This is a genomic window from Streptomyces phaeolivaceus (assembly GCF_009184865.1).
GTDB lineage: Bacteria > Actinomycetota > Actinomycetes > Streptomycetales > Streptomycetaceae > Streptomyces > Streptomyces phaeolivaceus.
In genome coordinates, this window is record NZ_CP045096.1 from 1401578 (window position 1) to 1423375 (window position 21798).

General features: G+C 72.2%; 19 protein-coding genes, 1 pseudogene and 1 riboswitch. Of the genes and pseudogenes, 5 read left to right on the forward strand and 15 right to left on the reverse strand.

Annotated elements, in window-relative coordinates:
• Positions 1 to 10 precede the first annotated feature (10 nt).
• The 5 genes from F9278_RS06685 to F9278_RS06705 are packed head-to-tail and all read right to left on the reverse strand — an operon-like array spanning position 11 to position 3364.
• On the reverse strand, positions 11 to 283 hold the full coding sequence (locus F9278_RS06685) for a phosphoribosyl-ATP diphosphatase (protein WP_026249121.1): 273 nt from the start codon (positions 281 to 283) through the stop codon (positions 11 to 13).
• Positions 284 to 317: 34 nt separating this feature from the next.
• Complete coding sequence (ribH, locus tag F9278_RS06690) at positions 318 to 803, reverse strand: 6,7-dimethyl-8-ribityllumazine synthase (protein ID WP_152167444.1); 486 nt, start codon at positions 801 to 803, stop codon at positions 318 to 320.
• A 25-nt stretch (positions 804 to 828) separates the two neighbouring features.
• On the reverse strand, positions 829 to 2118 hold the full coding sequence (locus F9278_RS06695) for a bifunctional 3,4-dihydroxy-2-butanone-4-phosphate synthase/GTP cyclohydrolase II (protein ID WP_152167445.1): 1290 nt from the start codon (positions 2116 to 2118) through the stop codon (positions 829 to 831).
• Complete coding sequence (locus tag F9278_RS06700) at positions 2115 to 2747, reverse strand: nicotinamide mononucleotide transporter family protein (RefSeq protein WP_152167446.1); 633 nt, start codon at positions 2745 to 2747, stop codon at positions 2115 to 2117. Before F9278_RS06700 ends, F9278_RS06695 begins: the two co-directional genes overlap by 4 nt.
• Complete coding sequence (locus F9278_RS06705; protein ID WP_152167447.1) at positions 2744 to 3364, reverse strand: riboflavin synthase; 621 nt, start codon at positions 3362 to 3364, stop codon at positions 2744 to 2746. The genes F9278_RS06700 and F9278_RS06705 overlap by 4 nt, the downstream gene beginning before the upstream one ends.
• 154 nt (positions 3365 to 3518) lie before the next feature.
• Positions 3519 to 3649: riboswitch (FMN riboswitch) on the reverse strand.
• A 350-nt stretch (positions 3650 to 3999) separates the two neighbouring features.
• On the opposite strand from F9278_RS06705, the gene F9278_RS06710 reads away from it, so the two are divergent.
• Both F9278_RS06710 and F9278_RS06715 read left to right on the forward strand, forming a co-directional pair.
• Complete coding sequence (locus F9278_RS06710) at positions 4000 to 4887, forward strand: RNA polymerase sigma-70 factor (RefSeq protein ID WP_152167448.1); 888 nt, start codon at positions 4000 to 4002, stop codon at positions 4885 to 4887.
• A 64-nt stretch (positions 4888 to 4951) separates the two neighbouring features.
• Positions 4952 to 5748 (forward strand): annotated as a pseudogene (locus F9278_RS06715) (SDR family oxidoreductase).
• A gap of 149 nt (positions 5749 to 5897) precedes the next feature.
• Here F9278_RS06715 and F9278_RS06720 read toward each other — a convergent pair.
• Positions 5898 to 7349 carry an ROK family transcriptional regulator gene (locus F9278_RS06720; RefSeq protein ID WP_152167449.1) on the reverse strand — a complete coding sequence of 484 codons (1452 nt, stop codon included), beginning with the start codon at positions 7347 to 7349 and terminating at the stop codon, positions 5898 to 5900.
• Between the two features lie 252 nt (positions 7350 to 7601).
• Between F9278_RS06720 and F9278_RS06725 the strand changes: the two genes are divergently transcribed.
• The gene (locus F9278_RS06725) at positions 7602 to 8813 is read left to right on the forward strand and encodes an MFS transporter (protein WP_152167450.1); all 1212 of its coding nucleotides are present in this window, start codon (positions 7602 to 7604) and stop codon (positions 8811 to 8813) included.
• A gap of 78 nt (positions 8814 to 8891) precedes the next feature.
• Here F9278_RS06725 and F9278_RS06730 read toward each other — a convergent pair whose 3' ends face one another.
• Positions 8892 to 10070 (reverse strand): glycoside hydrolase family 6 protein, encoded by a 1179-nt coding sequence (locus F9278_RS06730; protein ID WP_152173729.1) that lies wholly within the window; start codon positions 10068 to 10070, stop codon positions 8892 to 8894.
• 220 nt (positions 10071 to 10290) lie between these two features.
• Here F9278_RS06730 and F9278_RS06735 point away from each other — a divergent pair, with 220 nt between their 5' ends.
• Entirely contained in the window at positions 10291 to 10986 is a 696-nt protein-coding gene (locus tag F9278_RS06735) for a DUF5995 family protein (RefSeq protein ID WP_152167451.1), read from the forward strand.
• Between the two features lie 102 nt (positions 10987 to 11088).
• The gene (locus F9278_RS06740; RefSeq protein ID WP_152167452.1) at positions 11089 to 12015 is read left to right on the forward strand and encodes an LLM class F420-dependent oxidoreductase; all 927 of its coding nucleotides are present in this window, start codon (positions 11089 to 11091) and stop codon (positions 12013 to 12015) included.
• A gap of 16 nt (positions 12016 to 12031) precedes the next feature.
• Here the strand turns inward: F9278_RS06740 and F9278_RS06745 are convergent, their stop codons facing one another.
• From F9278_RS06745 to F9278_RS06780, 8 genes are all read right to left on the reverse strand, one after another.
• Positions 12032 to 13744, reverse strand: a complete 1713-nt coding sequence (locus F9278_RS06745) for a flavin monoamine oxidase family protein (protein ID WP_152167454.1) — start codon at positions 13742 to 13744, stop codon at positions 12032 to 12034.
• Between the two features lie 61 nt (positions 13745 to 13805).
• Entirely contained in the window at positions 13806 to 14603 is a 798-nt protein-coding gene (locus tag F9278_RS06750) for a carbon-nitrogen hydrolase family protein (protein ID WP_152167455.1), read from the reverse strand.
• Between the two features lie 244 nt (positions 14604 to 14847).
• Positions 14848 to 16053, reverse strand: a complete 1206-nt coding sequence (locus F9278_RS06755) for an MFS transporter (RefSeq protein WP_152167456.1) — start codon at positions 16051 to 16053, stop codon at positions 14848 to 14850.
• Between the two features lie 145 nt (positions 16054 to 16198).
• Positions 16199 to 17701: an HAD-IA family hydrolase gene (locus F9278_RS06760; RefSeq protein WP_152167457.1), complete on the reverse strand. Its 1503-nt coding sequence runs from the start codon at positions 17699 to 17701 to the stop codon at positions 16199 to 16201.
• A 63-nt stretch (positions 17702 to 17764) separates the two neighbouring features.
• The gene (locus F9278_RS06765) at positions 17765 to 18847 is read right to left on the reverse strand and encodes an ABC transporter ATP-binding protein (protein ID WP_152167458.1); all 1083 of its coding nucleotides are present in this window, start codon (positions 18845 to 18847) and stop codon (positions 17765 to 17767) included.
• 3 nt (positions 18848 to 18850) lie between these two features.
• On the reverse strand, positions 18851 to 19714 hold the full coding sequence (locus tag F9278_RS06770; RefSeq protein ID WP_226966658.1) for an ABC transporter permease: 864 nt from the start codon (positions 19712 to 19714) through the stop codon (positions 18851 to 18853).
• Positions 19702 to 20604 carry an ABC transporter permease gene (locus F9278_RS06775; protein WP_152167459.1) on the reverse strand — a complete coding sequence of 301 codons (903 nt, stop codon included), beginning with the start codon at positions 20602 to 20604 and terminating at the stop codon, positions 19702 to 19704. Before F9278_RS06775 ends, F9278_RS06770 begins: the two co-directional genes overlap by 13 nt.
• Positions 20601 to 21755: an ABC transporter substrate-binding protein gene (locus F9278_RS06780; protein ID WP_152167460.1), complete on the reverse strand. Its 1155-nt coding sequence runs from the start codon at positions 21753 to 21755 to the stop codon at positions 20601 to 20603. The genes F9278_RS06775 and F9278_RS06780 overlap by 4 nt, the downstream gene beginning before the upstream one ends.
• Positions 21756 to 21798 lie beyond the last annotated feature (43 nt).

Here is a 21798-nt window from a genome sequence, read left to right on the forward strand (position 1 = left end):
GGGGTGCGGCTCAGAGGTGGGCGTACACGTCGTCCAGGGAGATGCCGCGGGCGACCATCATCACCTGGACGTGGTACAGCAGCTGCGAGATCTCCTCGGCGGCGGCTTCCTTGCCCTCGTACTCGGCGGCCATCCAGACCTCGGCGGCCTCTTCGACGACCTTCTTGCCGATGGCATGGACGCCCTTCCCGACCAGCTCTGCGGTGCGGGAAGTGGCGGGGTCGCCGGTGGCGGCCTTGTGCTGGAGCTCGGTGAAGAGCTCCTCGAACGTCTTCTTGGACATGGTGAGGCTCAGCCTACGCGCAACCGTCCGTGTCTCAGCGCCAGGGTTCGGATACCGAGCGGAGGGTGGCCGCCGTCGCCACCGCCGCCGTCACCGCCTCGTGGCCCTTGTCCTCGTTCGAGCCCTCGATGCCCGCGCGGTCCAGGGCCTGTTCCTCGGTGTCGCAGGTCAGCACGCCGAAGCCGATGGGGACTCCGGTGTCGACGGAGACCTGGGTGAGGCCCTGGGTGACGCCCTGGCACACGTACTCGAAGTGGGGGGTGCCGCCGCGGATGACGACGCCGAGGGCGACGATCGCGTCGTAGCCGCGCCCGGCCAGCACCTTGGCGACGACGGGGAGTTCCCAGCTGCCGGGGACCCGCAGGAGGGTCGGCTCGTCGATGCCGAGGTCGCGCAGGGCGCGCAGAGAGCCCTCGACGAGACCGTCCATCACCTTCTCGTGCCACTGGGCCGCGATGACCGCGACGCGCAGGTCGCCGCAGTTGCGTACGGACAGTTCGGGTGCGCCCTTGCCGCTCACGTTCTCTTCTCTCCTCTGGGTGCGATTACTGGTTGCCGCAGGTGGACACGGTGGTCGTGTCCAGCCAGGGCAGATCGTGGCCCATCCGGTCCCGCTTGGTGCGCAGGTAGCGGAGGTTGTGCTCGCCCGCGCGGACGGGCATCGGCTCGCGGTCGGTGACCGTCAAGCCGTGCCGGACGAGGGCGTCGGTCTTCTCGGGGTTGTTGGTCATCAGCCGGAGGCTGTGGACGCCCAGGTCCCGCAGGATCTGCGCGCCGGCGCCGTAGTCCCGGGCGTCGGCGGGCAGGCCCAGTTCCAGGTTGGCGTCGAGGGTGTCGCGCCCGCGCTCCTGGAGTTCGTAGGCACGCAGCTTGGACAGCAGTCCGATGCCGCGGCCCTCGTGGCCGCGCAGATAGACGACGACGCCCCGGCCCTCGGCGGCGACGCGTTCGAGGGAGGTCCCCAGCTGGGGGCCGCAGTCGCAGCGCAGCGAGTGGAAGATGTCGCCGGTGAGGCATTCGGAGTGGACGCGGACGAGGACGTCCTCGCCGTCGCCGATCTCGCCGTGGACGAGGGCGACGTGCTCGACGCCGTCGACGGTGGAGCGGTAGCCGTACGCCGTGAAGTCGCCGAAGGCGGTGGGGAGATGGGTCTTCGCCTCGCGCTCGACGGTGGGTTCGGCGGAGCGGCGGTAGGCGATCAGGTCCTCGATGGAGATGATCGTCAGGCCGTGCTTGCGGGCGAACGGGATCAGCTCGGGCAGGCGCAGCATCCGGCCGTCCTCGCCGGCGATCTCGACGATGGCGCCGGCCGGGCGCAGGCCCGCGAGGCGGGCGAGGTCGACGGCGGCCTCGGTGTGGCCGTCGCGCACGAGGACCCCGCCGGTGCGGGCGCGCAGCGGGAAGATGTGGCCGGGGCGGACGAAGTCGCCCGGTTCGGCCGTGCCGCTCGCCAGGAGCTGGAGGGTGGTGGCGCGGTCGGCGGCGGAGATGCCGGTGGTGACGCCGTGCCGGGGGGCCGCGTCGACGGTGACGGTGAACGCGGTGCGCATGGACTCGGTGTTCTGCTGCACCATCTGCGGCAGTTCGAGCCGGTCGAGTTCGTCGCCCTCCATCGGGGCGCAGATCATGCCCCGGCACTCGCTCATCATGAAGGCGATGATCTCGGGGGTGGCCTTCTCGGCGGCGATGACGAGGTCGCCCTCGTTCTCGCGGTTCTCGTCGTCGACGACCACGACCGGGCGGCCGGCCGCGATGTCGGCGACGGCCCGCTCGACGGGGTCGAGCCGGAAGTTCTCGACGTCGCTGGTGCTGTGGAGGATCGGCGCCGTGGTCATGCCGGGGCTCCTTCCAGGGCGGGCTTGCGGGAGCGCAGCCACCAGTCGCGCATGCCCCACAGGACGAGCGCGCCGTAGATGATGTAGACGAATCCGGAGAACGCGTAGCCGTTGGCGAAGTTGAGCGGGACGCCGACCAGGTCGACCAGCAGCCAGGCGAACCAGAACTCGACCATGCCTCGGGCCTGGGCGTACATGGCGACGACGGTGCCGGTGAAGATGTACGCGTCCGGCCAGGGGTCCCAGGACAGGGTGGGGAACGCGGTGAAGAGGCCGCCGACGGCGAGGGTGCCGAGCACGGCACCGGCGATCAGGTAGCCGCGCTCGCGCCAGGTGGCGAAGCGCGGGGCGATGGCGCCGTCCGCCGCCTGCTTCCTCGTACGGTTCCACTGCCACCAGCCGTACGCGGCGACGGCCATGACGATGACCTGCTTGCCGGCGCTGCCGGTGAGGTGGCCGACGAAGGCGCCGAAGAGGACGAGGCCGGAGAGGAACTGGACGGGCCAGTTCCACAGGGAGCGGATCGCGCCTAGGGCCAGGGCGATCAGTCCGAGGATGTTGCCGATCATGTCCGACCAGAGGATCTGCTGGCCGAAGGCGGTGAAGGCGACGGTGTTCAGCGAGTTCACCGCTCCGCCCCTCGCGTGTGCGCCGTCCCCTGGGCGCCGAGCAGCCGCTCGACGTACTTGGCGATCACGTCGACCTCCAGGTTGACGGGGTCGCCGGGCTGCTTGCGGCCGAGCGTGGTCAGGTCGAGGGTGGTCGGGATGAGGCTGACCGTGAAGTAGTCCGGTCCGGCGTCCACGACGGTGAGGCTGATGCCGTCGACGGTGATGGAGCCCTTCTCCACGACGTACCGGGTGAGGTCGGCGGGGAGCGAGATCTTGACGATCTCCCAGTTCTCGGACGGCTTGCGCTCGATGACCTCGCCCGTGCCGTCGACATGGCCCTGCACGATGTGGCCGCCGAGGCGGTCGCCTACCGCCATGGGGCGTTCGAGGTTGACGCGGGAGCCGACGCCGAGGGCGCCGAGGCTGGAGCGTTCGAGGCTCTCCGCCATGACGTCGGCGGTGAACCAGTCGTCCTCGTGCTCCACGACCGTGAGACAGACGCCGTTGACGGCGATGGAGTCACCGTGCTTCGCGCCCTGTGTGACGACGGGGCCGCGCAGACGGAAGCGGGAGGAGTCGCCGAGCCTCTCGACGGCGGTGACCTCACCCAGCTCTTCGACGATTCCGGTGAACACTTCCCGGGTCCTCCTGCCTCGTGGGGCACGGACTCCGGGGCTGTCGAAGACGACAGACAGAGCGGACAGCGGCACAGGGAGCGACGCCGTGTGAGGGCCCACCTCTGTCGAGGTCGGCCGAAAACAGACGGCAGCGCGCACGAATGCCCGCCCGCCGCGCACTGCCTCCCATCCGGACTTTAACCGTCGGTCCAGGAATTCCACCTGGTCAACCGGCCGCTGGAAGCGACCGGGTCGCGGACTATAACCGCCGGTTCGGACTTTCACCGACCCCGGAGTGCGCTGCTTCTGGTACATGGCCAGTGTGCCACGCCCGGTCGACACCCATGCGGGTGAGCACTGTGGGGTGGCTCACAGAGCGTGTCGCTGGACTTCTCCGGCGGGCCACGAGGGGTTTCGGCTATCACTGACCGAGGGTCAACTTCCGTGACGGCGAACCCACTCGAAGGGGTAAGGACCCATTGACCAGCTTGGTCTAGTCCTTTTAAAGTCTGCGGTCGCGGTACCCGCCTCGAACGGCCCGGCGGCGGTGACGACGGCCCTTGCCCCGTCGCCGGGTCCCCCTCCCGTGCCTCTCCCGTGCCTCCCGGCGACCTCCGGGAGTGTGCGGGCGGGCGCTCTGGGAGGGTGGAGGGGTGACGACCACCATCGCCGACGAGTTCGAAGCACACCGTCCCCGGCTGTTCGGTCTGGCCTATCGCATGCTGGGCTCCGCCGCGGACGCCGAGGACGCGGTGCAGGACGTGTATCTGCGCTTCAGCGGCACGGACCGTACGGTCATCGAGCAGCACGCGGCCTGGCTCGCCAAGGCCGTCACCAATCTCTGTCTGACCCGGCTGACCTCGGCGCGGGCCCGCCGTGAGCGGTACACGGGGACCTGGCTGCCGGAGCCGGTGCTCACCTCCGACGGCACGCTCGGCCCGCTGGAGTCGGCCGAGCAGCGCGACGCGGTCTCGCTGGCGCTCCTGGTGCTGCTGGAGCGGCTCACCCCGACCGAGCGGGCCGTGTACGTGCTGCGGGAGGCCTTCGCGTACAGCTACCGGGAGATCTCCGGCGTGCTCGATCTGGCCGAGGCCAACTGCCGGCAGCTGCACCGGCGGGCGGTGGCGCGGCTGGAGGTGCCCGAGGCCCGGTTCGAGCCGACGCCGGAGCGGCGGTCGGGGCTGGTGGAGTCCTTCCTCGCGGCGGCCCAGGAGGGGGACATGGCCGGGCTGGAGAAGATCCTCGCCGAGGACGTGGTCTGGTGGTCCGACGGCGGTGGCAAGGTCAGCGCGGCGCTGCGGCCGGTCGAGGGGCGCGAGAAGGTGCTGCGGCTGCTGGTCAAGGGCTGGGAGAAGTGGGCGGTCGGCCTGGACTTCTCCCTGGCCGAGGTCAACGGCTCCCCCGCGCTGCTCGCCCGGTCCGGGGACGCGCTCGCGTTCACCGTGTCCTTCACGTTCCGGGGCGGTGTCGTGACGGACGTGCGGGCCGTGCTGAATCCGGACAAGCTGGAGTTCGCGGGTCGGCAGCTCGGCGGGACCTGACCGGCCGCCGCGGACCGACCGGCCGGGAGTGTCCGGTGTACGTACGCGTGAAGGGTCGGGCGGCATGACCACGATCCTGGTGACGGGTGGCACCGGCGTCCTCGGCCGTCGTGTCACGGAGCGACTGCGGGCGGACGGGCACGACGTGCGGGTGCTCAGCCGGCACACACAGCCGTACGCCGTCGATCTCGTCGCGGGCGGGAGCGGGCTGGACGCGGCCGTGGCGGGGGTGGACACGGTCGTGCACTGTGCGACCTCGCAGCGCCGGGGCGACGACGAGCGGGCGGCGGGACATCTGATCGCGGCGGCGCGGCGGGCCGGGGTGCGGCATCTGGTCTACATCTCGATCGTCGGCGTGGACCGGGTGCCGCTCGGCTACTACCGGTCCAAGCTGGCCGTCGAGCGGCTGGTCGAGGGGGCCGGGCTGGGCTGGACGATCCTGCGCGCGACCCAGTTCCACGATCTGCTCGTGATGCTCTTCCAGACCCTCGCCAAGCCGCCGGTCATGATGCTCCCCGCCGGGGTGAGCGATCAGCCGGTCGCCGTCACGGAGGTCGCGGAGCGGCTGGCGGAGCTGGCCGGGGGCGAGCCCGCCGGACGCGTCGAGGATCTGGGCGGCCCCGAGATCCTCACCCTCAAACAGCTGGCCCACGCCTACCTGGCAGCCACCGGCCGCCGCCGCCCCTGCTGGCCGTCCCCCTCTTCGGCAAGGCGTACCGGGCGTTCAAGGCCGGGCACCACCTCACACCGGGGCGCGCCGTGGGGACGGGGACGTTCGGGGAGTACTTGGGGGAGCGGTTCGGGGAGCAGTTCGGCGAGGGACGGGAGAAGGGGAAGCCGAAGGGAAGAGGGAAGGGCTGAGGGGCGGGGGAAGGGCTGAGGGGCGGGGGAAGGGGAGATCGAGAGAACGGTCGGCGGTGTGGGCACCGCCGCGCGGGCGGACCGGAGCAACTGGCCCGCGTCGGCGCCCACTTCCGCTTCCGCGCCCGCGCCCGCGCCCGCGCCAGGCGCTATCGCGTCGGTGGTGCGAACAGTTCGTCCTGGGCCGATGCCTGGGCCATGAGCAGCGCGCCGCGCAGTACGGCGGCCCCGCCGAGGCCACTGGCCCGGACCTCGGTCGGCAGCGGCGACATGGCCGCCAGCCGCCGCCCCACCCGTACGGCGAGCGCCTCCCCACCGGCCTGCCCGACCTCACCCCCGAGCACCACACAACCGGGGTCGAGCACGGCGACGACGGAGGCGGCACCGATGGCCACGCGATCGGCCAGGGCGTCGAGGAAGCGGGCGTAGGGGTCGAGCGAGGGGGTCGGGTCCACCGAGGTGCGAGGGCCGTGCGGCGACCGGCCCGCGAAGCCCACCGAGGACGACACCTCGCCACCCACCACCCTGCCCGAAGGGCGCACGGAACCGACCGGGACGCCAACGGCCTCGGCGGGTGACCTCGGAGGGTCCGCCGAGGGGGTCGCGGCCCCAGCCGTACCGCCGTCGGCCTCTACCGAGGGAACCGCGACCTCAGCCGCACGCCCCCCGATCCCCTCCCCCACCGCAACCGTGTCGTTCGTGGTGAGGTGGGTCGCCGCTGCCCGTACCAGGGTTGCCGCGAGGGGCTCGTTCGGGGTCGGGTTCGCTGTGAGGGCGTGGGTGGTGGCCAGGGTGGCCACCGCCGCCGCGCCGGCCAGGGAGTGGAAACCGCCGTCGCAGTCGGTGGCCGAGGGGACGGCGGTCGTGCCCGGGACCGGGAGAAAGCCGATCTCGCCGGTGCCGCCGGAGGCGCCCCGGCGGAGGTGGCCGTCCAGGACGACGGCGGCGCCGGTGCCGAGGCCGAGCCAGAGGAGGACGAAGGTGTCGCGGTCGCGGGCGGCGCCGTCCCGCTGTTCGGCCAGCGCGGCGAGGTTGGTCTCGTTCTCGACGAGGACGCGGGCGGGGAGCCGTTCACCGAGGGCGGCGACCAGACGGCGGTGCCACTCGGGGAAGCCGCTGGAGTCCCGGAGTTCGCCCGTGGCCGGGTCGATCAGACCGGGCGCGCCGATCGCCACCGTGTGCAGCCGGTCGGCGCCCGCCTCCTTCGCGGCCCGTTCCACCAGGGTGACCGCCTGCTCCGCCGCCGGTCCCGTGCCGGTGTCGTCCGCGATCGGGACGGACGCCCGCGCCAGTTCCGTACCGAGCAGGTCGGCGACGACGACCGTGACGCCCTCGGTGCGCACATCGAGCGCGGCGAGGTGCGCGCGGTCCGCGACGATGCCGTAGAGGCGGGCGTTGGGCCCGCGCCGCTGCTCCCCCGACTCCCCCACGACCTCGATCAGCCCGGCGGCCGTGAGGCGCTCCACGAGGTCGGCGACGGTCGGCCGGGACAGACCGGTGAGCTGCTTCAACCGCCCGGCCGTCAGGGGCCCTTCCTGCTGCAGCAGCCGCAGGGCGAGCCGGTCGTTGATGGCTCGGGCGGTGCTGGGTGATGCGGGCATGCCGGGATCCTCCCAGATCTGCGGCGCCGTACGGCCGTTGGCCCTCGGGCGCGGGCTCCCTATCTATCAGGCAGGGTTCCTGATAATTTACGGCAGCGCGAGGGAGGCGGGATCCCGGACGGTGCCGGACCCGCGACGCGGCAAGGGATTCAAGGAACAGGGAACTCAGGAACTTAGGAACTCAGGGACTCAGGGACTCGGGGACTCAGGGACTCGGGGACTCAGGGACTCGGGGACTCAGGGAGGCGGAGAATGAGCACGGTGGTCTACGAGCAGCGCGAGGTGAGGCGGGCGCGGTACGCCGTGGCGGCCGTGTTCGCGGTGCACGGCGCCGTCACCGGCTCGTTCGCGACCCGCGTGCCGTGGATCTCCGACCATGCCGGGGTCAGCGCGGGCCAACTGGGCCTCGCCCTCGCCTTCCCGGCGATCGGCGCGTCCCTGGCGATGCCGCTCGCGGGCCGGATCAGTCACCGCTTCGGCGCCCGCACCGCGCTGCGCGGACTGCTGTCGCTGTGGACGCTCGCGCTGATCCTGCCGTCCCTCGCGCCGAACCTCTGGACGCTCTGCCTGGCCCTGTTCGTGTACGGCGCCTCGGCGGGCATGGCGGACGTCGCGATGAACGCGCTCGGCGTCGAGGTCGAGAACCGCCTCGGCAAGTCGATCATGTCGGGCCTGCACGGGATGTGGAGCGCGGGCGCGCTCGTCGGCTCGGCGGCCGGCACCCTCGCCGCCCATCTCGGCTCGGACGCCCGGCTGCACCACGCGCTCGCGGCGGCCACGCTCACCGCACTCGGTCTGATCGCCTGCCGGTGGGTGCTGGATCTGCGGGCCACCGAGGACGAGGAGCCGCCGCCCCGGTTCGCGCTGCCGCCGAAGTCGGCGCTGCTGATCGGCGCGGTCGGGTTCTGCGCGGTGTTCGCGGAGGGGGCGGCGCTGGACTGGTCGGCGGTCTATCTGCGGGACCAGTTGGAGACCTCGGCCGGGCTCGCGGCGGCGTGCACCACCGGTTTCATGCTGACCATGGCGGTGGCCCGGCTCGCGGGCGACGCGGTGGTCAACCGCTTCGGCTCGGTCCGTACCGTGCGGGCGAGCGGGGTCCTGGCCGCGATCGGCGGGGTCCTCATCGTCACCGCGGACCAGCCGGCGGTCGCGATGGGCGGCTTCGCCCTGATGGGCCTCGGTATCGCGGTCGTCGTCCCGCTCTGCTTCGCCGCCGCCGGCCGCAGCGGACCGAACCCCAGCCAGGCCATCGCGGGCGTCGCGACCATCACCTACACCTCGGGGCTGGTCGCGCCGAGCGCGATCGGCGGTCTGGCGCAACTGACCAGCCTGGTCGTGTCGTTCGGCCTGGTGACCGTGCTGGCATGCGGTCTGGTCGCCTTCGCGGGCGTGCTGCGCACCAGCGACCGGGACCGCCCCCGGGTGACCCGGACGGACATCCCGCTCCCCGACCCGAAGCCCTGACCCGGCCTGACCCGGCTCAATCCGGCCTGGCCCGACCTGATCTGGACGGGCCCGGCCGGTCCGCCCGATGTGCGCCTCTCACCCCCGCGCCAGCTCGTACGCGTACCCCGGTGAGAACGCCCCCGCCCTCCCCCGGCATCCGTCGGACTCGCCGGGCAGTTTCACCCACAGGTAGGCGTCGATGCGGGACTCGCCGGTGCCGAGGGTCGGTGACCGGCCGAGGCCCCGGCCCGCGGGGTCGCACCACTCGCCGTCGGCGGGGGCGCCGTTGCCGTTGCGGCTGGTGTCGATGACGGCGCCGAGGCCCGCGGGGCCGCCGAGGGCGTCGAGGACCCGGCGGCCGTAGGCGATCTCGGCCTCCGTGCGGTTGAAGTTGGACACATTGCTGAAGACGCCGTCGGAGCCGGCGGGCGAGGCCGCGCCCGCCCGGCGGAGCAACGCGGCCTGCTTGGCGGGCGGGTTCCATGCCGAGTGCCCTGCGTCGTAGTAGACGCGGGCGTTCGGGTTGGCCGCCTTGATGACGCGGCCCGCGCGGGCGAGCGAGGCGAAGCGGTCGGCGCGGGTGCCGGCCGGCAGACAGTCCGACTGGGCGATCGCGTCCGGTTCCAGGATCACGAGGGCGTCGTCCGGGCCGAGCCCGGCGGCGAACGCGTCGATCCAGGCGTCGTACGCGTCCAGGCTCGGTGCCCCGCCCTGTGAGGCCCCTCCGCAGTCCCGGTCGGGGATCGCGTACGCCACGAGGACCGGCACCTGCCCCCGTGCGGCGCCCCCGGAGGCGACGGCCGCGACCCGGGAGGTGACGGTCGCCGGGTCGGGGTCGGTGAACCAGACGGCGGCCGGGCGGTCCGCGATGCCGGTCTCGATGGCGGTGCCGCGCGGGTCGTCCGGATGGTCGCGGACCCAGTCGAGGACCTGGGACTCCGGGTGGCGGTACAGCTCGCCGGGGCCTGACCCGGCCCCCGGTGCCGTCCGCCGCTCGGTCCGCTCCGCCGAGGGCTTCACCCCGGCCGTCCCGGAGGATGCGAACGGCTTCGAGGGCAAAGGCCGGACGGCCGCGCGGGAGGGCGGGACCTGGGCCGGCCCCGTCCGCTCGGCCGGTTCGGTCGGCCGGGACGGCCGGGACGGTTCGGACGGGAGTCCCGCCGAGCGGCTGGTCAGCGGCCGTGCCTGGTCCGCGGGGCCTCTCTCCCCGCCCATCGCGGCGACCATCCCGGTGACGGTTCCGACGACGGCCACGACCGACGCCGCCGCCACCATGGCGCCGCGCCGTGCCGCCCGCCTGCGCTCGGCCCGGCGTGCGGCCCGGCGTGTGCCCGGACGCTGGGCGCGTAAGCCTGACACGTGGTGCTCCCCCCTGCTCCCCGGGCCGCGCTCCGTCGGCTTCCGGTATTTCCCGCCGAGCCTTCGTTACCCCGTTCCGGGGACGCGTCGGGCACGGCGGCACCGGTGTCAGCGTAGGACTGGGACCCTGCCCCCTATGGCGCAGTTGGAGCACTTCACCCATTCCGTGGACTCGTCCGCGAAGTCAGTAGACACAGTCGTCTCCCGTATGCGCGCCGTCGACGCGGTCCTGCCGGAGCGGGACGGGATCGCCGTCTTCAACCGGGTCTACCGGACCGTCACGGAGGACATCGACCGGCGCCTGGACGCCGGTCGCTTCCCTGACGCCGAGGCGGCGATCACTCTGGACGTGCTGTTCGCCGAACGGTATCTGCGGGTCGCCGAGGGCGGTGGCGCGCCGGCCTGCTGGCGACCGCTGCTGCAGTTCCGACGCCATCCGGGCGTACGGCCGTTGCAGTTCGCCCTCTGCGGCATCAATGCGCACATCGGGCACGATCTCGCGCTGGCCGTCGTGGACACCTGTCGTACGCTCGGCTGCGAACCGCCCGATCTGGAGGACGAGTTCGAGCAGGTGGGCGATGTGCTCGTCGCTCTGGAGGAACGTATCCGCGAGGAGTTGATGCCGGGTCCCGATCTCCTCCAGATCGCCGATCCGCTGACGCATCTGCTCAGCGCGTGGAGCCTGGAACGCGCCCGTGAGGCCACCTGGTCGTCCGCCCGCGCGCTGTGGGCGCTGCGTGGACTCCCGGGCCTCGCCGAGGAGTTCGCGCGCCATCTGGACGCGGCGGTGGGCCTGACGGGCCGCATGCTGCTGACACCCCTGCCCGGCTGACACCTCTATGGCTGACACCCCTCCGGCTGAGCCGCCTGCCGCACTCCCGTGTGAACGTAATACGTTCGACTTGAGAAGATCTCTCGCAGAGGAGCACACGGCATGGTGTTACGGCTCGGGCTCGCCCTTCCCCAGATGCGGCAGTACGACATCGGAAAGGACGTGCCCGACGTGGCGCGTACGGCCGAGAACATCGGCTACGACAGTCTGTGGGTCTTCGAACGGGCCCTGTTCCCGGAGCCGCCGTCGCAGGGTCTGTACGGCCTGGAGGGGCTGCCCTGGCCGGACCACTACCGGCATGTGGCCGAGCCGCTCGTCACGCTCACCCTGGCCGCGGCGGTCACCTCACGGGCCCGGCTCGGCACCAGCCTGATCGCCCCGCTGCATGTGCCGTTCCAACTCGCCAAGTCCCTGGCCTCGTTGGACGCGGCGAGCGGCGGCCGGGTGGTCGCGGGCCTCGGCACGGGCTGGTCTCTCGACGAGTACGCCGCGGCGGCCGTCCGGCCCTTCGAGGAGCGCGGCCAGGTGCTGGAGGAGCTGATCGGGGTGTGCCGTGCGGTCTGGGGCCCGGACCCGGTGTCGTACGACGGCAGGCTCACGAAGATCACGTCTGCCGTGGTGGGTCCCAAGCCCCGCCGCCCGATCCCCATCCTGCTGTCGGGCAGTACCGCGCGGGCCCGGCGCCGGCTCGTCGACCATGCCGACGGCTGGCTGCCGGTGGGCCTGGGTGTCGACGAACTGGCGACCCAGTGGCGCCAGTTGCGGGCCCTGGCCGCCGAGCGCCGCCACATCAGACCGCTCCGCTCGGTCCTGCGGATCAACGTCCAGTACCGGTCCAAGGCCTACGAGGGCGCCGACCGCCATCCCTTCCAGGGCAACGCGGACCAGCTCACCGAGGACCTCGCCGCGCATGCCGCGATCGGTCTCGACGAGATCTTCCTCGACCTCCAGTACGGCCTGCGGGACGCCGAGGAACTCAAGGACGTGGCCGCCGAGGTGTACGCCTCGGCACGGGCGGCCGGGGTCTAGACCGCCCGAACTCGCCCTAGTCCTCCGGGAGTTCCACCGGCGCGATCTCGTCGTAGACGTCCCCGGGCCCGGGGTTGGTCGCGTCGGTGGTGCCGCCGAAGTGGTGCATGACGCCCCAGACCGCGTTGAGCGCGGTCTGGATCGCGCCCTCGGCCCAGCCGGCCGTCCAGGAGATGTCGTCGCCGGCGAGGAAGATGCCCCGCTTGTCCTCGGGCAGCCGGTCCTGCATGAAGTGGGTGAACAGGCGCCGCTGGTAGCGGTAGTGGCCGGGCAGGTTCGCCTTGAACGCGCCCATGAAGTAGGGCTCGTTCTCCCAGGAGACGGTCACCGGGTCGCCGATGACATGGCTGCGGATGTCGACGTTCGGGTAGATCTCGCCGAGCGACTTCAGCATGACCTCCAGCCGCTCGTTCGCGGACAGCGGCAGCCACTTCAGGCTGTCGTCGCACCAGGTGTAGGAGAGGCAGATGACAGCGGGCTTGTCCGGCCCGTCGTCGAGGAGGTAAGTCCCGCGCGTCATCCGGTCGGTGAGCGTCATCGACATCACGTCACGGCCGGTCGGATTTCCCCTGTCGTCGACGGCCTTGTCCAGCCAGAACGGCCGGTCCACGGGCACGAAGAGCTTGCTGGACTCCATGTAGTGGGTGCGCTCGATGGCGGTCCAGTGGTCGATCGGGAAGAGCGAGTCGTCGCAGGCGATCTTCGACAGCAGCATCCAGGACTGGGCGGTGAAGATCGCCACCTGATAGGTGCGGATGTCGCCGTCCGCGTCCGTCACGGTGATCCGGTTGCCGGCCGTCCGGTGCAGCCGGGTCACGGCGGGCCGCGGCTCGCCCTCGTCGTGCAGGGACTTCAGGGACGTCCCGTACGACCAGTGCGTGATCTTCTCCGGCTCGCGCTCCCAGAGCCGCAGCGGGAGCTGCTGGCTGCCGCCGACGATGCCCCGGTGGTGGTCGTCGGCCTCGGTGTGGACGACGCGCAGGATCTCCAGGATGGAGTTGGGGAAGTCGGTGTCCCAGCCGCCGGTGCCGAAGCCGACCTGGCCGAAGATCTCACGGTGCCGGAAGGACTTGAAGGCCTCGGAGTCGCAGAGGAAGCCGTAGAAGGTCTGGTTGTCCAGCCGCTCGACGAGCTTCGCCCAGATCTCCCGGATGCGCGGCACGTCCCGCTCACGCAGCGCCCGGTTCATGTCGGAGAAGTCGGCGCCCTCTTCGAGACAGGCGTTCCAGGCGGCGGCGACATCCCGGTACACCTGGGGCAGGTCGTCGATCGTCTCGGCGTAGTGGGACTCGCCCTTGAGGTCGACGACGGTCGAGGGCGTGGTCTCCGCGAGGGGGTTGGGGAAGGGCCGGGTCTCCAGACCCGCCAGGTCGATGTAGTGCTGAAGGGCCGTGGAGGACGGCGGGAAGCGCATCGCGCCCATCTCGGCGGTGAGCGACGGGTCGCACCCCTCGAACCCCACGGTCCGCAGCCGCCCGCCGATCCGGTCGGCCTCGTACACGACCGGCTTGAGCCCCATCTTCATCAGCTCGTACGCGGCCACGATGCCCGACAGCCCGCCGCCGATGACCGCGACCTCGGTGCCGTGCTCGGTGGCCGGGATCTGGCCGAGCCCGGCCGGGTGGGCCAGGAAGTCGTCGTACGCGTACGGGAAGTCCGGGCCGAACATGGTGATCGGCGGCTGCTGCTCGTCTGCGTGCTCGATGGCGTTGGGCACGGTGGACGTCATGGGGTACGGACTCCTTGCGACAAGAAAGGTGAACTGCGGGGTGGGGGTGGGGTGTTGGACCTCAGACGCCGGGGACGAGGGCCCCGTAGAGACCGGGGCGCCGGTCCTGGAGGTACGGATTCGTCTCGCGGGAGGCCGCGAGGAAGGCGGGGTCGACCTCGGCGAGGACGAGTTCCTCGTCGCGTCCGGCGCGGGTGCGGGCGACCCCGTCGGGCCCGGCCAGCGTGGACAGCCCGACGAACTCGAACTCCCCTTCCTGGCCGACCCGGTTGACGTAGGCGACGTACATCTGGTTCTCGAAGGCCCGCACCGGGATCATCGACTCGGCGACGAACTGGAACGGATGCATCTGGGCCGTGGGCACGAGGAGCAGGTCGGTGCCGGCGAGGGCGTGGGCGCGGACGTTCTCCGGGAATTCCACGTCGTAGCAGATCAGGATCCCGACGCGGAGCCCGCACAACTCGGCCTGGACGACGGACCGTTCGCCCGCCGTGAAGTGGTCTCGCTCGAAGCAGCCGAAGAGATGGGTCTTGCGGTAGTTCGCCAGCCGGACGCCGTCGGCGGAGACGAGCTGCGCCGAGTTGAAGACCGCGTCACCGGCGCGCTCGGGATACCCGTACGCGATCGCGACCCGGTGCCGCTCCGCGATCTCGGCGACCGCGTCGGCCGAGTCCCCGTCGGCCGCCTCGGCGAGCCGCTCGATGTCGTCCCCGATCGCGTATCCGGTCAGGAACATCTCCGGCGCCACCACGAGCCCCGCCCCGGCCTCGGCGGCCCGCCCGGCGGCCTCGTCGAGCACCCTCAGATTCCCACCGACCGAACCGGGCCGACCGGAGCTCTGGAGCAGGGCGGTACGCATGCGTGATCCTCACCGGGACGAAGGGGGTTTGGGGGCCAGATAGACGGTACGGCCGCCGCGCCACCCCGAACAAGCGGCGGCCGTTGCGCACCGATGGACGATTCATTGCGCACGACCCCGGCCACACGACGATTCGTTGCGCGCCTGAGAAAGCGCACCACCCGCGCCCTCCAGGGGCGCGGGGAACTGCGCGACCAGCCACACCAAACCCGCAGCCGCCCACGAACCCCCACGCCCCACCCCCCTACACGCCCCTCCGCCCCACCAGAACCCCCGCCGTCACCAGATACGGCACCGCGAACACGGCGAACGCGACCGCATGCGTAGAGCCCGCACCCCCGATCACCGCGTACACGGCGAAGGCGGCGACCGTCGCCGTCTCGGTCCCCATGCTCGCCACGGACGTGAGCGTCGCCCGCCGCGCCCCCTCGATCCGGTCCTGCAACCGCGCGTCGGCGAGCACATTGACCAGCTGGAACCCACCGAAGGCGACGGCCACCAGCCCGATACCGACCGGCGTCCCCATCAGCGCCCCCACGGCCAGCGCGAAGGCCGCGCCCGCCAGCACCACCCCCAGCCCGGCCTTGCCCAACCGCTCCGCCACCCCGGTCAGCAGGCTGCCGATCGCCGGCCCCACCCAGATCACCAGCAGCAGATACGGCACCGTCTGCTCGGCCACCCCGGTGTCCCGGACCAGCAGCGGCGTGTACTCGTCGAGCGCGCCCCAGACCGCGCCGACGGCCGGGACGAGCAGCATCGCTCCCCGTACCGAACGGTCCCGGCGGACCTCGGCCAGTCCGGCCCGCAGCGTGGCGAGGGCGGAGGCCGCCGCGTCCTTCCCCTCAGCCGCGGCCTTCCGGTGCTCGGGGAAGCGTGTCGCCACCAGCGAGGTCAGCACACAGACCAGCACACTCGCCGCGCCCACGGCCGGATGGCCGCCGAGGTCGAGCACGGGCCCGGCCAGTCCCATCGCCGCCATCACGGCGACCATGCCGACCGCCTGGGCGCGGCCGTTGATCCGCGCGTACCGGTCGGCCGCGCCGAGCCGGTCCAGTTCGTCGTAGACGAGTGCCTCCAGCGCCCCGGAGCCGAGCGCGCCGCGCACGCCCCAGAGCACGAAGCCGAGCGCGAATGCCCAGTACGACGGGACGATCACCCACAGGGCGAAGCCGGCCGCGGTGAGCAGGGGCCCCAGCCGGAGCAGCATCCGCCGGGACACGGCGTCGGCCCAGGCGCCGGACGGCACCTCCAGCACGATCCCGGTGATCGACCACAGGGCGAACAGGGAGGAGATCTGCCAGATCGACAGGCCGGTGTCGCTGAACAGCAGCGCGTACACCGGGTAGAGCAGCACGAAGTCGTCGAGGAACGCGTAGCCGTACAGCGTGGCCGTCAGCCGCCGGACACCACTGGTCCGGACACCGGGCACGCGCGCGGGTGAGAGAGTCATGAGGCCTTCCCGAGGGAGCGGATCGGACGTCGGAGACACGACGTCCGAGGCGGTCCTCGGGCGGCACGGCTGGTGGATCAATGTCGCCAGGTCATGACACCGATGCTAGTCGGGGCGCCCCGTCCGGCCCAGTGGAATACGGGGATCACTCCCGGGCGGTCACGGCCGGGCCCAGCGCGAACGTGGTGATCACCGCGGCGTGGTCGGACGGCCAGTCGTTGTCCTCGACGTCCGGCCAGCGGCGGGGTGTGCCGCTGACGTACGTCCGGGAGTCGAGCACCGCGAGGCCCCGGTGCAGGACGAAGTCGATGCGGTCCTGCGGCTCGGGCCGGCCGCTGCCGTCCTCGTGGGCGACGTGGATCGGCGACCAGGTGTGACCGGGCCGCCGTACGGGGTCGGGGTGCGCCTCGCGGTAGGAGTCGCGCAGGCCCGCGCGCTCGGCGGCCCTGCTCACCGGCCAGTCGACGTCCGTGCGGTCGAGGTGCGAGGGGGCGTTGAAGTCGCCGACCAGGACGACCGGCACGGCCGGCGCCCCCGACCCGCCCGGGGTGGTGTCCTCGATCCGGCGCAGGCAGTCCCGCAGCTGGGCGAGGCGTACCTCCTCGTGGGCGATCAGCTCGGCGGCGGGCAGCCCGTCGAAGGCGGCCTCGTAGGGCCCGTACGGCTGGTAGTCGAGGTGGACGGTCCAGATGTCCACCTCGGTGCCGGAGTCGGTGCTGATCCGGACGCCCGCCGCGCCGTGGAAGCCGACGTCGGGGTCGCCGAGGCGGGCCGTGATCGGGTGGCGGCTGATGATGCCGAGGTTGTCGCCGGCCCGGTGGTGGTGCCAGCCGAGGGCGTCGGCCAGTTCCTGGGCGGCGGTGCCGTACGTCTCCTGGAGGCCGACCACGTCGACACCGGTCTCAGTGATGATCTTGAGCTGTTTGGCCCGATGGTCGCGGACCTTGGTGCCGCCGTGCCAGAGGTTCCAGGTCATCACGCGCAGGGCGGGCCCGTCGGGGGCGACCAGCAGGCGCAGGCTCGCCGGGGTCACGGCCTCCAGGCTGTCCCGTACGGTCCGGCCCGGGGCCTCGTCGATGGGGGCGAGCGAGGGCACGGCCAGCACCACGCAGCCCGCGGCCTCGGCGGAGGTGACCCCGGTCCGGGTGTCCTCGACGGCGACACAGGCGGCGGGGTCGACGCCGAGGGAGCGGCAGGCGGCGAGATAGGGGTCGGGGGCGGGTTTGGTGTGCTCGGTGTCGTCGGCGGTGACCGAGACGGCGAACAGGTCGCGGCCGAGGACGTCGAGGACGGTGTCGGCGACGGCGCGCGGGGAGGCGGTGACCAGGGCGGTGGGGACGCCCTCGCGGGCCAGCGCCCGCAGCAGTTCCAGCGCGCCCGGCCGGGGCACGATCCCGGTGCGGACCCGGTCGGCGAACTCCCGGTGCAGGTCGGCGGCCAGCGCGTCCCGTTCGGCTCCGGTGAGCCCGGCGAGCCAGGCGGCGGTGTGCTCGACCGGGCGGCCCAGGACGTCGGGCTGGTCGGCCTCGGTCAGCGCGCGCCCGAGGCCGGCGGCCACGTCTTCGACCGCCTCCCACCACAGCCGCTCGGTGTCGACGAGCGTGCCGTCCATGTCGAACAGGGCGGCTTGGAGCGGGAGTCGAGACAAGGGTTTCTCTTTCCATGGGGGGGTTGTCGCCCGGCTGTGGGGGCCGGGCCGCGGGGTGGATGCTCAGCGGGTGGTGCGCTCGGCGACCAGCACGGGCCGTTCCGGGAGGCTCACGGTCACGACCGCCCCGGCGCCGAGCGTGGCGGCCTCGTGCGTGGGCAGGTCGGCCTTCACCTCGGTGCCGTCGGCGAGCCGGACGGTGAGGCGGGTGGCGGCGCCGAGGAACGCGGTGGCGACCACCCGGGCCGCCCCGGTGCCGTCGGCGCGTACGGCGACCGCCTCCGGCCGCACCAGCACGTCCACCTCCCCGGCGGTCGGCGCCGGCCCGTCCACGGGCAGCCGCCGGCCGAGCACCTCGACCGTCGTGCCGTCCAGCCGCCCCGGGATCCGGCTCATCGTGCCGACGAACTCGGCGACGAAGGCGGTGGCCGGACGGCCGTACAACTCGACGGGCACCGCGCACTGTTCCAGCCGTCCGGCCCGCATCACGGCGACCCGGTCGGCCATGGACAGCGCCTCCTCCTGGTCGTGGGTGACGAACAGGGTGGTGATGCCCAGCTCCTGCTGGACCCTGCGGATCTCCTCGCGCAGGGTCAGCCGTACCTTGGCGTCGAGGGCGGAGAGCGGTTCGTCGAGCAGCAGCACCCGGGGCCGCAGGGCGAGCGCGCGGGCGAGGGCGACGCGCTGCTGCTGGCCGCCGGAGAGCTGGTGCGGGTACTGGTCGCCCTTGTCGGCGAGTCCTACGAGGTCGAGCAACTCGGCGGCCCGGGAGCGTCGTTCAACCGTACGCACCTTGCGCATCCGCAGTCCGAAGGCCACGTTGTCGAGGGCGCTGAGGTGCGGGAAGAGGCTGTACGACTGGAAGACCATCCCGGCGTCGCGGCGGTGCGCCGGGACCCGGGTGACGTCGGCCCCGTCGACCAGTACCTCGCCGGAGTCGGGGTGTTCGAAGCCGGCGAGCATCCGCAGCGCGGTGGTCTTGCCGCAGCCGGACGGGCCGAGCAGAGCGAGCAGTTCGCCGGGCCGGACGGTCAGGTCGAGTCCGTCGAGGGCGACGGTTGTCCCGAACTCACGGCGCAGACCCCGGAATTCGACGGTCGCGGCGGTGTCGGTGGCGGTCTTCTCAAGTTTGTCGAGCACGGTCATGGTTCATCCCCCGGAGGCGGAAGCGGTTCGGGTGCGTCCGCCGAAGGAGGCGAGCGCGAGGAGCATGGCCCAGGTGACGAGCAGGCTGAGCACCGAGACGGCGACGGAGAGCTGGGCCTGTGAGCCGCTGACGTTGACGATCCACACGGCGAACGGCCGGAAGCCCAGCAGTTGGGCGACGGTGAACTCGCCGAGGACCAGCGCCAGGGTGAGGAACGCGGAGTTGAGCAGCGCCCCGCGCAGATTGGGCAGCACGGCCCGCACCAGCGCCTGCGGCCGGCCCGCCCCGCAGCTGCGGGCGGCCTCGACGAGGGTGCGTACGTCCATCGCGCGCAGCCCCGCGTCCAGCGCCCGGTGCACGAAGGGCAGCGCCATCACGACGTAGGCGAGGACGAGGACCACGGGGAAGTCGGGGTTCTGGATCGCCACGAAGGTCTGGAACAGCGGGGTCCGGGAGAGGTGTTCCGGCCCCCACTTGAGCACGGTCCCGAGTCCGGCGACGAACGCGATCGGCGGCACCACCAGCGGCAGCGAGCACACCACCTCGACCACGGGCCGCAGCCGGGGCGCGCCGAGCCGCAGCGCGACCATGGCGGGCACCATCAGCAGCAGTACGACGGCGATCGTGGCGGCGGCCAGTTCCAGCGAGAGCAGCAGGCTGGTCAGGAAGCCGTCGGTGCCGAGGATCCGCCCGTACGCGTCGAAGGTGATCCCCTCCCCCGGCACGTCGACCGTGAAGATCACGGAGGCGGCGAGCGGGACGAGGAAGTACAGCCCGGCGCAGAGGAGGACGAGCGGGCGCCAGGGGGCCGGGCGCACCCGGGCCGGGCGGCGCGGCGCGAGGCGCACCGGGGTCAGGCCAGCCATCGCGCACTCCGTCGTCGCAGGGGCAGGTAGACGGCCATGACCAGGCCGGCGATGAGGACCATGTCGAGGCTGAGGGCGAGCGCCACGTTCTCCTGGCCGACCAGGACGTTGCCGGAGATGGCGTCGGCGATCTGCAGGGTGACCAGCGGGATCGAACTGCCCACCATGGCCGCGGCGGTGGCGTACGCGGCGAAGGCGCTGCCGAAGAGGAGCACGAGCCCGCCGAGCAGCGAGGGGGCGAGCACGGGCAGGGCCACGTGGAGCCAGTACTGGAGGCCGGTGGCGCCGTTGTTCCGGGCGGCCTCCCGCCACTGGACGCGCAGCCCGTCGAGGGCCGGGGTGATGGTGAGGACCATCAGCGGGATCAGGAAGTACAGGTAGACGATGGCCAGTCCCCAGAAGCTGTAGAGGTCCCAGCCCTTGTCCGTCAGCCCGAACTGCCGGGTCAGCACACCCGCGTTGCCGAGGGTGGCGACGAACGCGAAGGCGAGCGGGACGCCGCCGAAGTTGGCGAGCACGCCGGAGGCGGTGAGCACGGCCTCGCGCAGCGCCGGGAAGCGGGAGGTCACCACCGCCTGGGCGAGCGGCAGCCCGAGGACGGCCGCGAGTAGGGCCGAGACCGCGGACAGCTCGACGCTGCCGAGGAGGGCGGTGAGGTAGGCGCCCTGCACGGAGGCGGTCATGTTCGCCGTGGTGTACGAAGTGGCGCCCGTGGCCGGGTCCTTGACGGTGAAGGCGCCGTTCAGCATGGCGAGCGCGGGCAGCCCGAAGGCGATCGTGACGAAGGCCAGCAGCGGGAGTACGGCGAGCCAGCCGCCGGTGCGGGGCCGCCGCTTCACGGAAGCGGCGGCCACCAGTCCTGGGTCGGCCTCGGTGACGACGGCGGTCACCCGGAGACCGCCGCGGCCCAGCCCTGCGCGAGCACGTCCTTGGCCTTGGTCTGCTGGTCCTCGGTCGGGAACTCGGGGGTGCCGGACACCTCGGGCAGCTTCGCCGCGGCGGTCTTGTCCAGCGTGCCCGCCTTCTCCATGGCGGGCATCAGGGCCGGGCGGGCGTACCCGGCGAGCCACAGGTTCTGGCCCTCGGCGCTGTAGAGGTACTCCTGCCAGAGCCGGGCGGCGGCCGGATGGGGTGCGTCCTTGTTGATGGCCTGGGAGTAGTACTGGGAGAACCTGCCGTCCTCGGGAACGACGACCTTCCAGTCCACGCCCTTGGACTTGAACTCGTCGGCGTACCCGGCGTTGAGGTAGTCCCAGTCGATGCTGATGGGCGTCTCGCCCTTCTCGACGGTGGCCGGGGTGGACTCGACGGGCGTGTAGTTGCCGTTCTTCTTCAGCTTGGCGAAGAAGTCCAGGCCGGGCTGGATGTCGTCGAAGGATCCGCCGCTCGCCAGCGACGCCGCCCACACCCCGCCGAACGCCGAACCCGACTTGGTGGGGTTGCCGTTGAGGGCGACCTGCCCCTTGTACTCGGGCTTCAGCAGGTCGGCGAAGGTCTCGGGGCACTCCTTGACGCGCTTGGCGTCGCACCCGATGGATATGTAGCCGCCGTAGTCGTTGTACCACTGGCCCTTCGGGTCCTTCTGGCCCTCGGGGAGGTCGTCGAACGCGGCCACCCTGTACGGCGCGAGCAGGCCCTGCTGGGCGGCGCTGATCGCGAAGGAGCTGCCGAGGTCGAGGACGTCGGGCGCGCGGTCCTGGCCCTTGCGGGAGGTGACGGCGTTGATCTCGTCCTGGCTGGCCCCGTCCGGGTTCTCCACCTCGATCTTGATGCCGTACTTCTTCTGGAACCCGTCGATCAGTGCCCCGTAGTCGGCCCAGTCGCGGGGCAGGGCGATCGCGTTGAGCGTGCCCTCCCTCTCGGCCGCGGCGACCAGGGCGTCCATACCGCCGAAGTCCTCGGCCGAGGTCGCGGTGGCCGCGTTCTCGCCGGTGGCGGTGGTCGAGGTCTCGGGGGCGGCGCCACAGGCGCTCAGGATGAGTGCGGCGACGACGGCGAGGCCGCCGCCCAGCACGGCGGTTCTCGGCAGGAAGGGGGTCACGAACTCTCCAGGGGTACGCGCAGGGGACGGTCTCAGCGGAGTA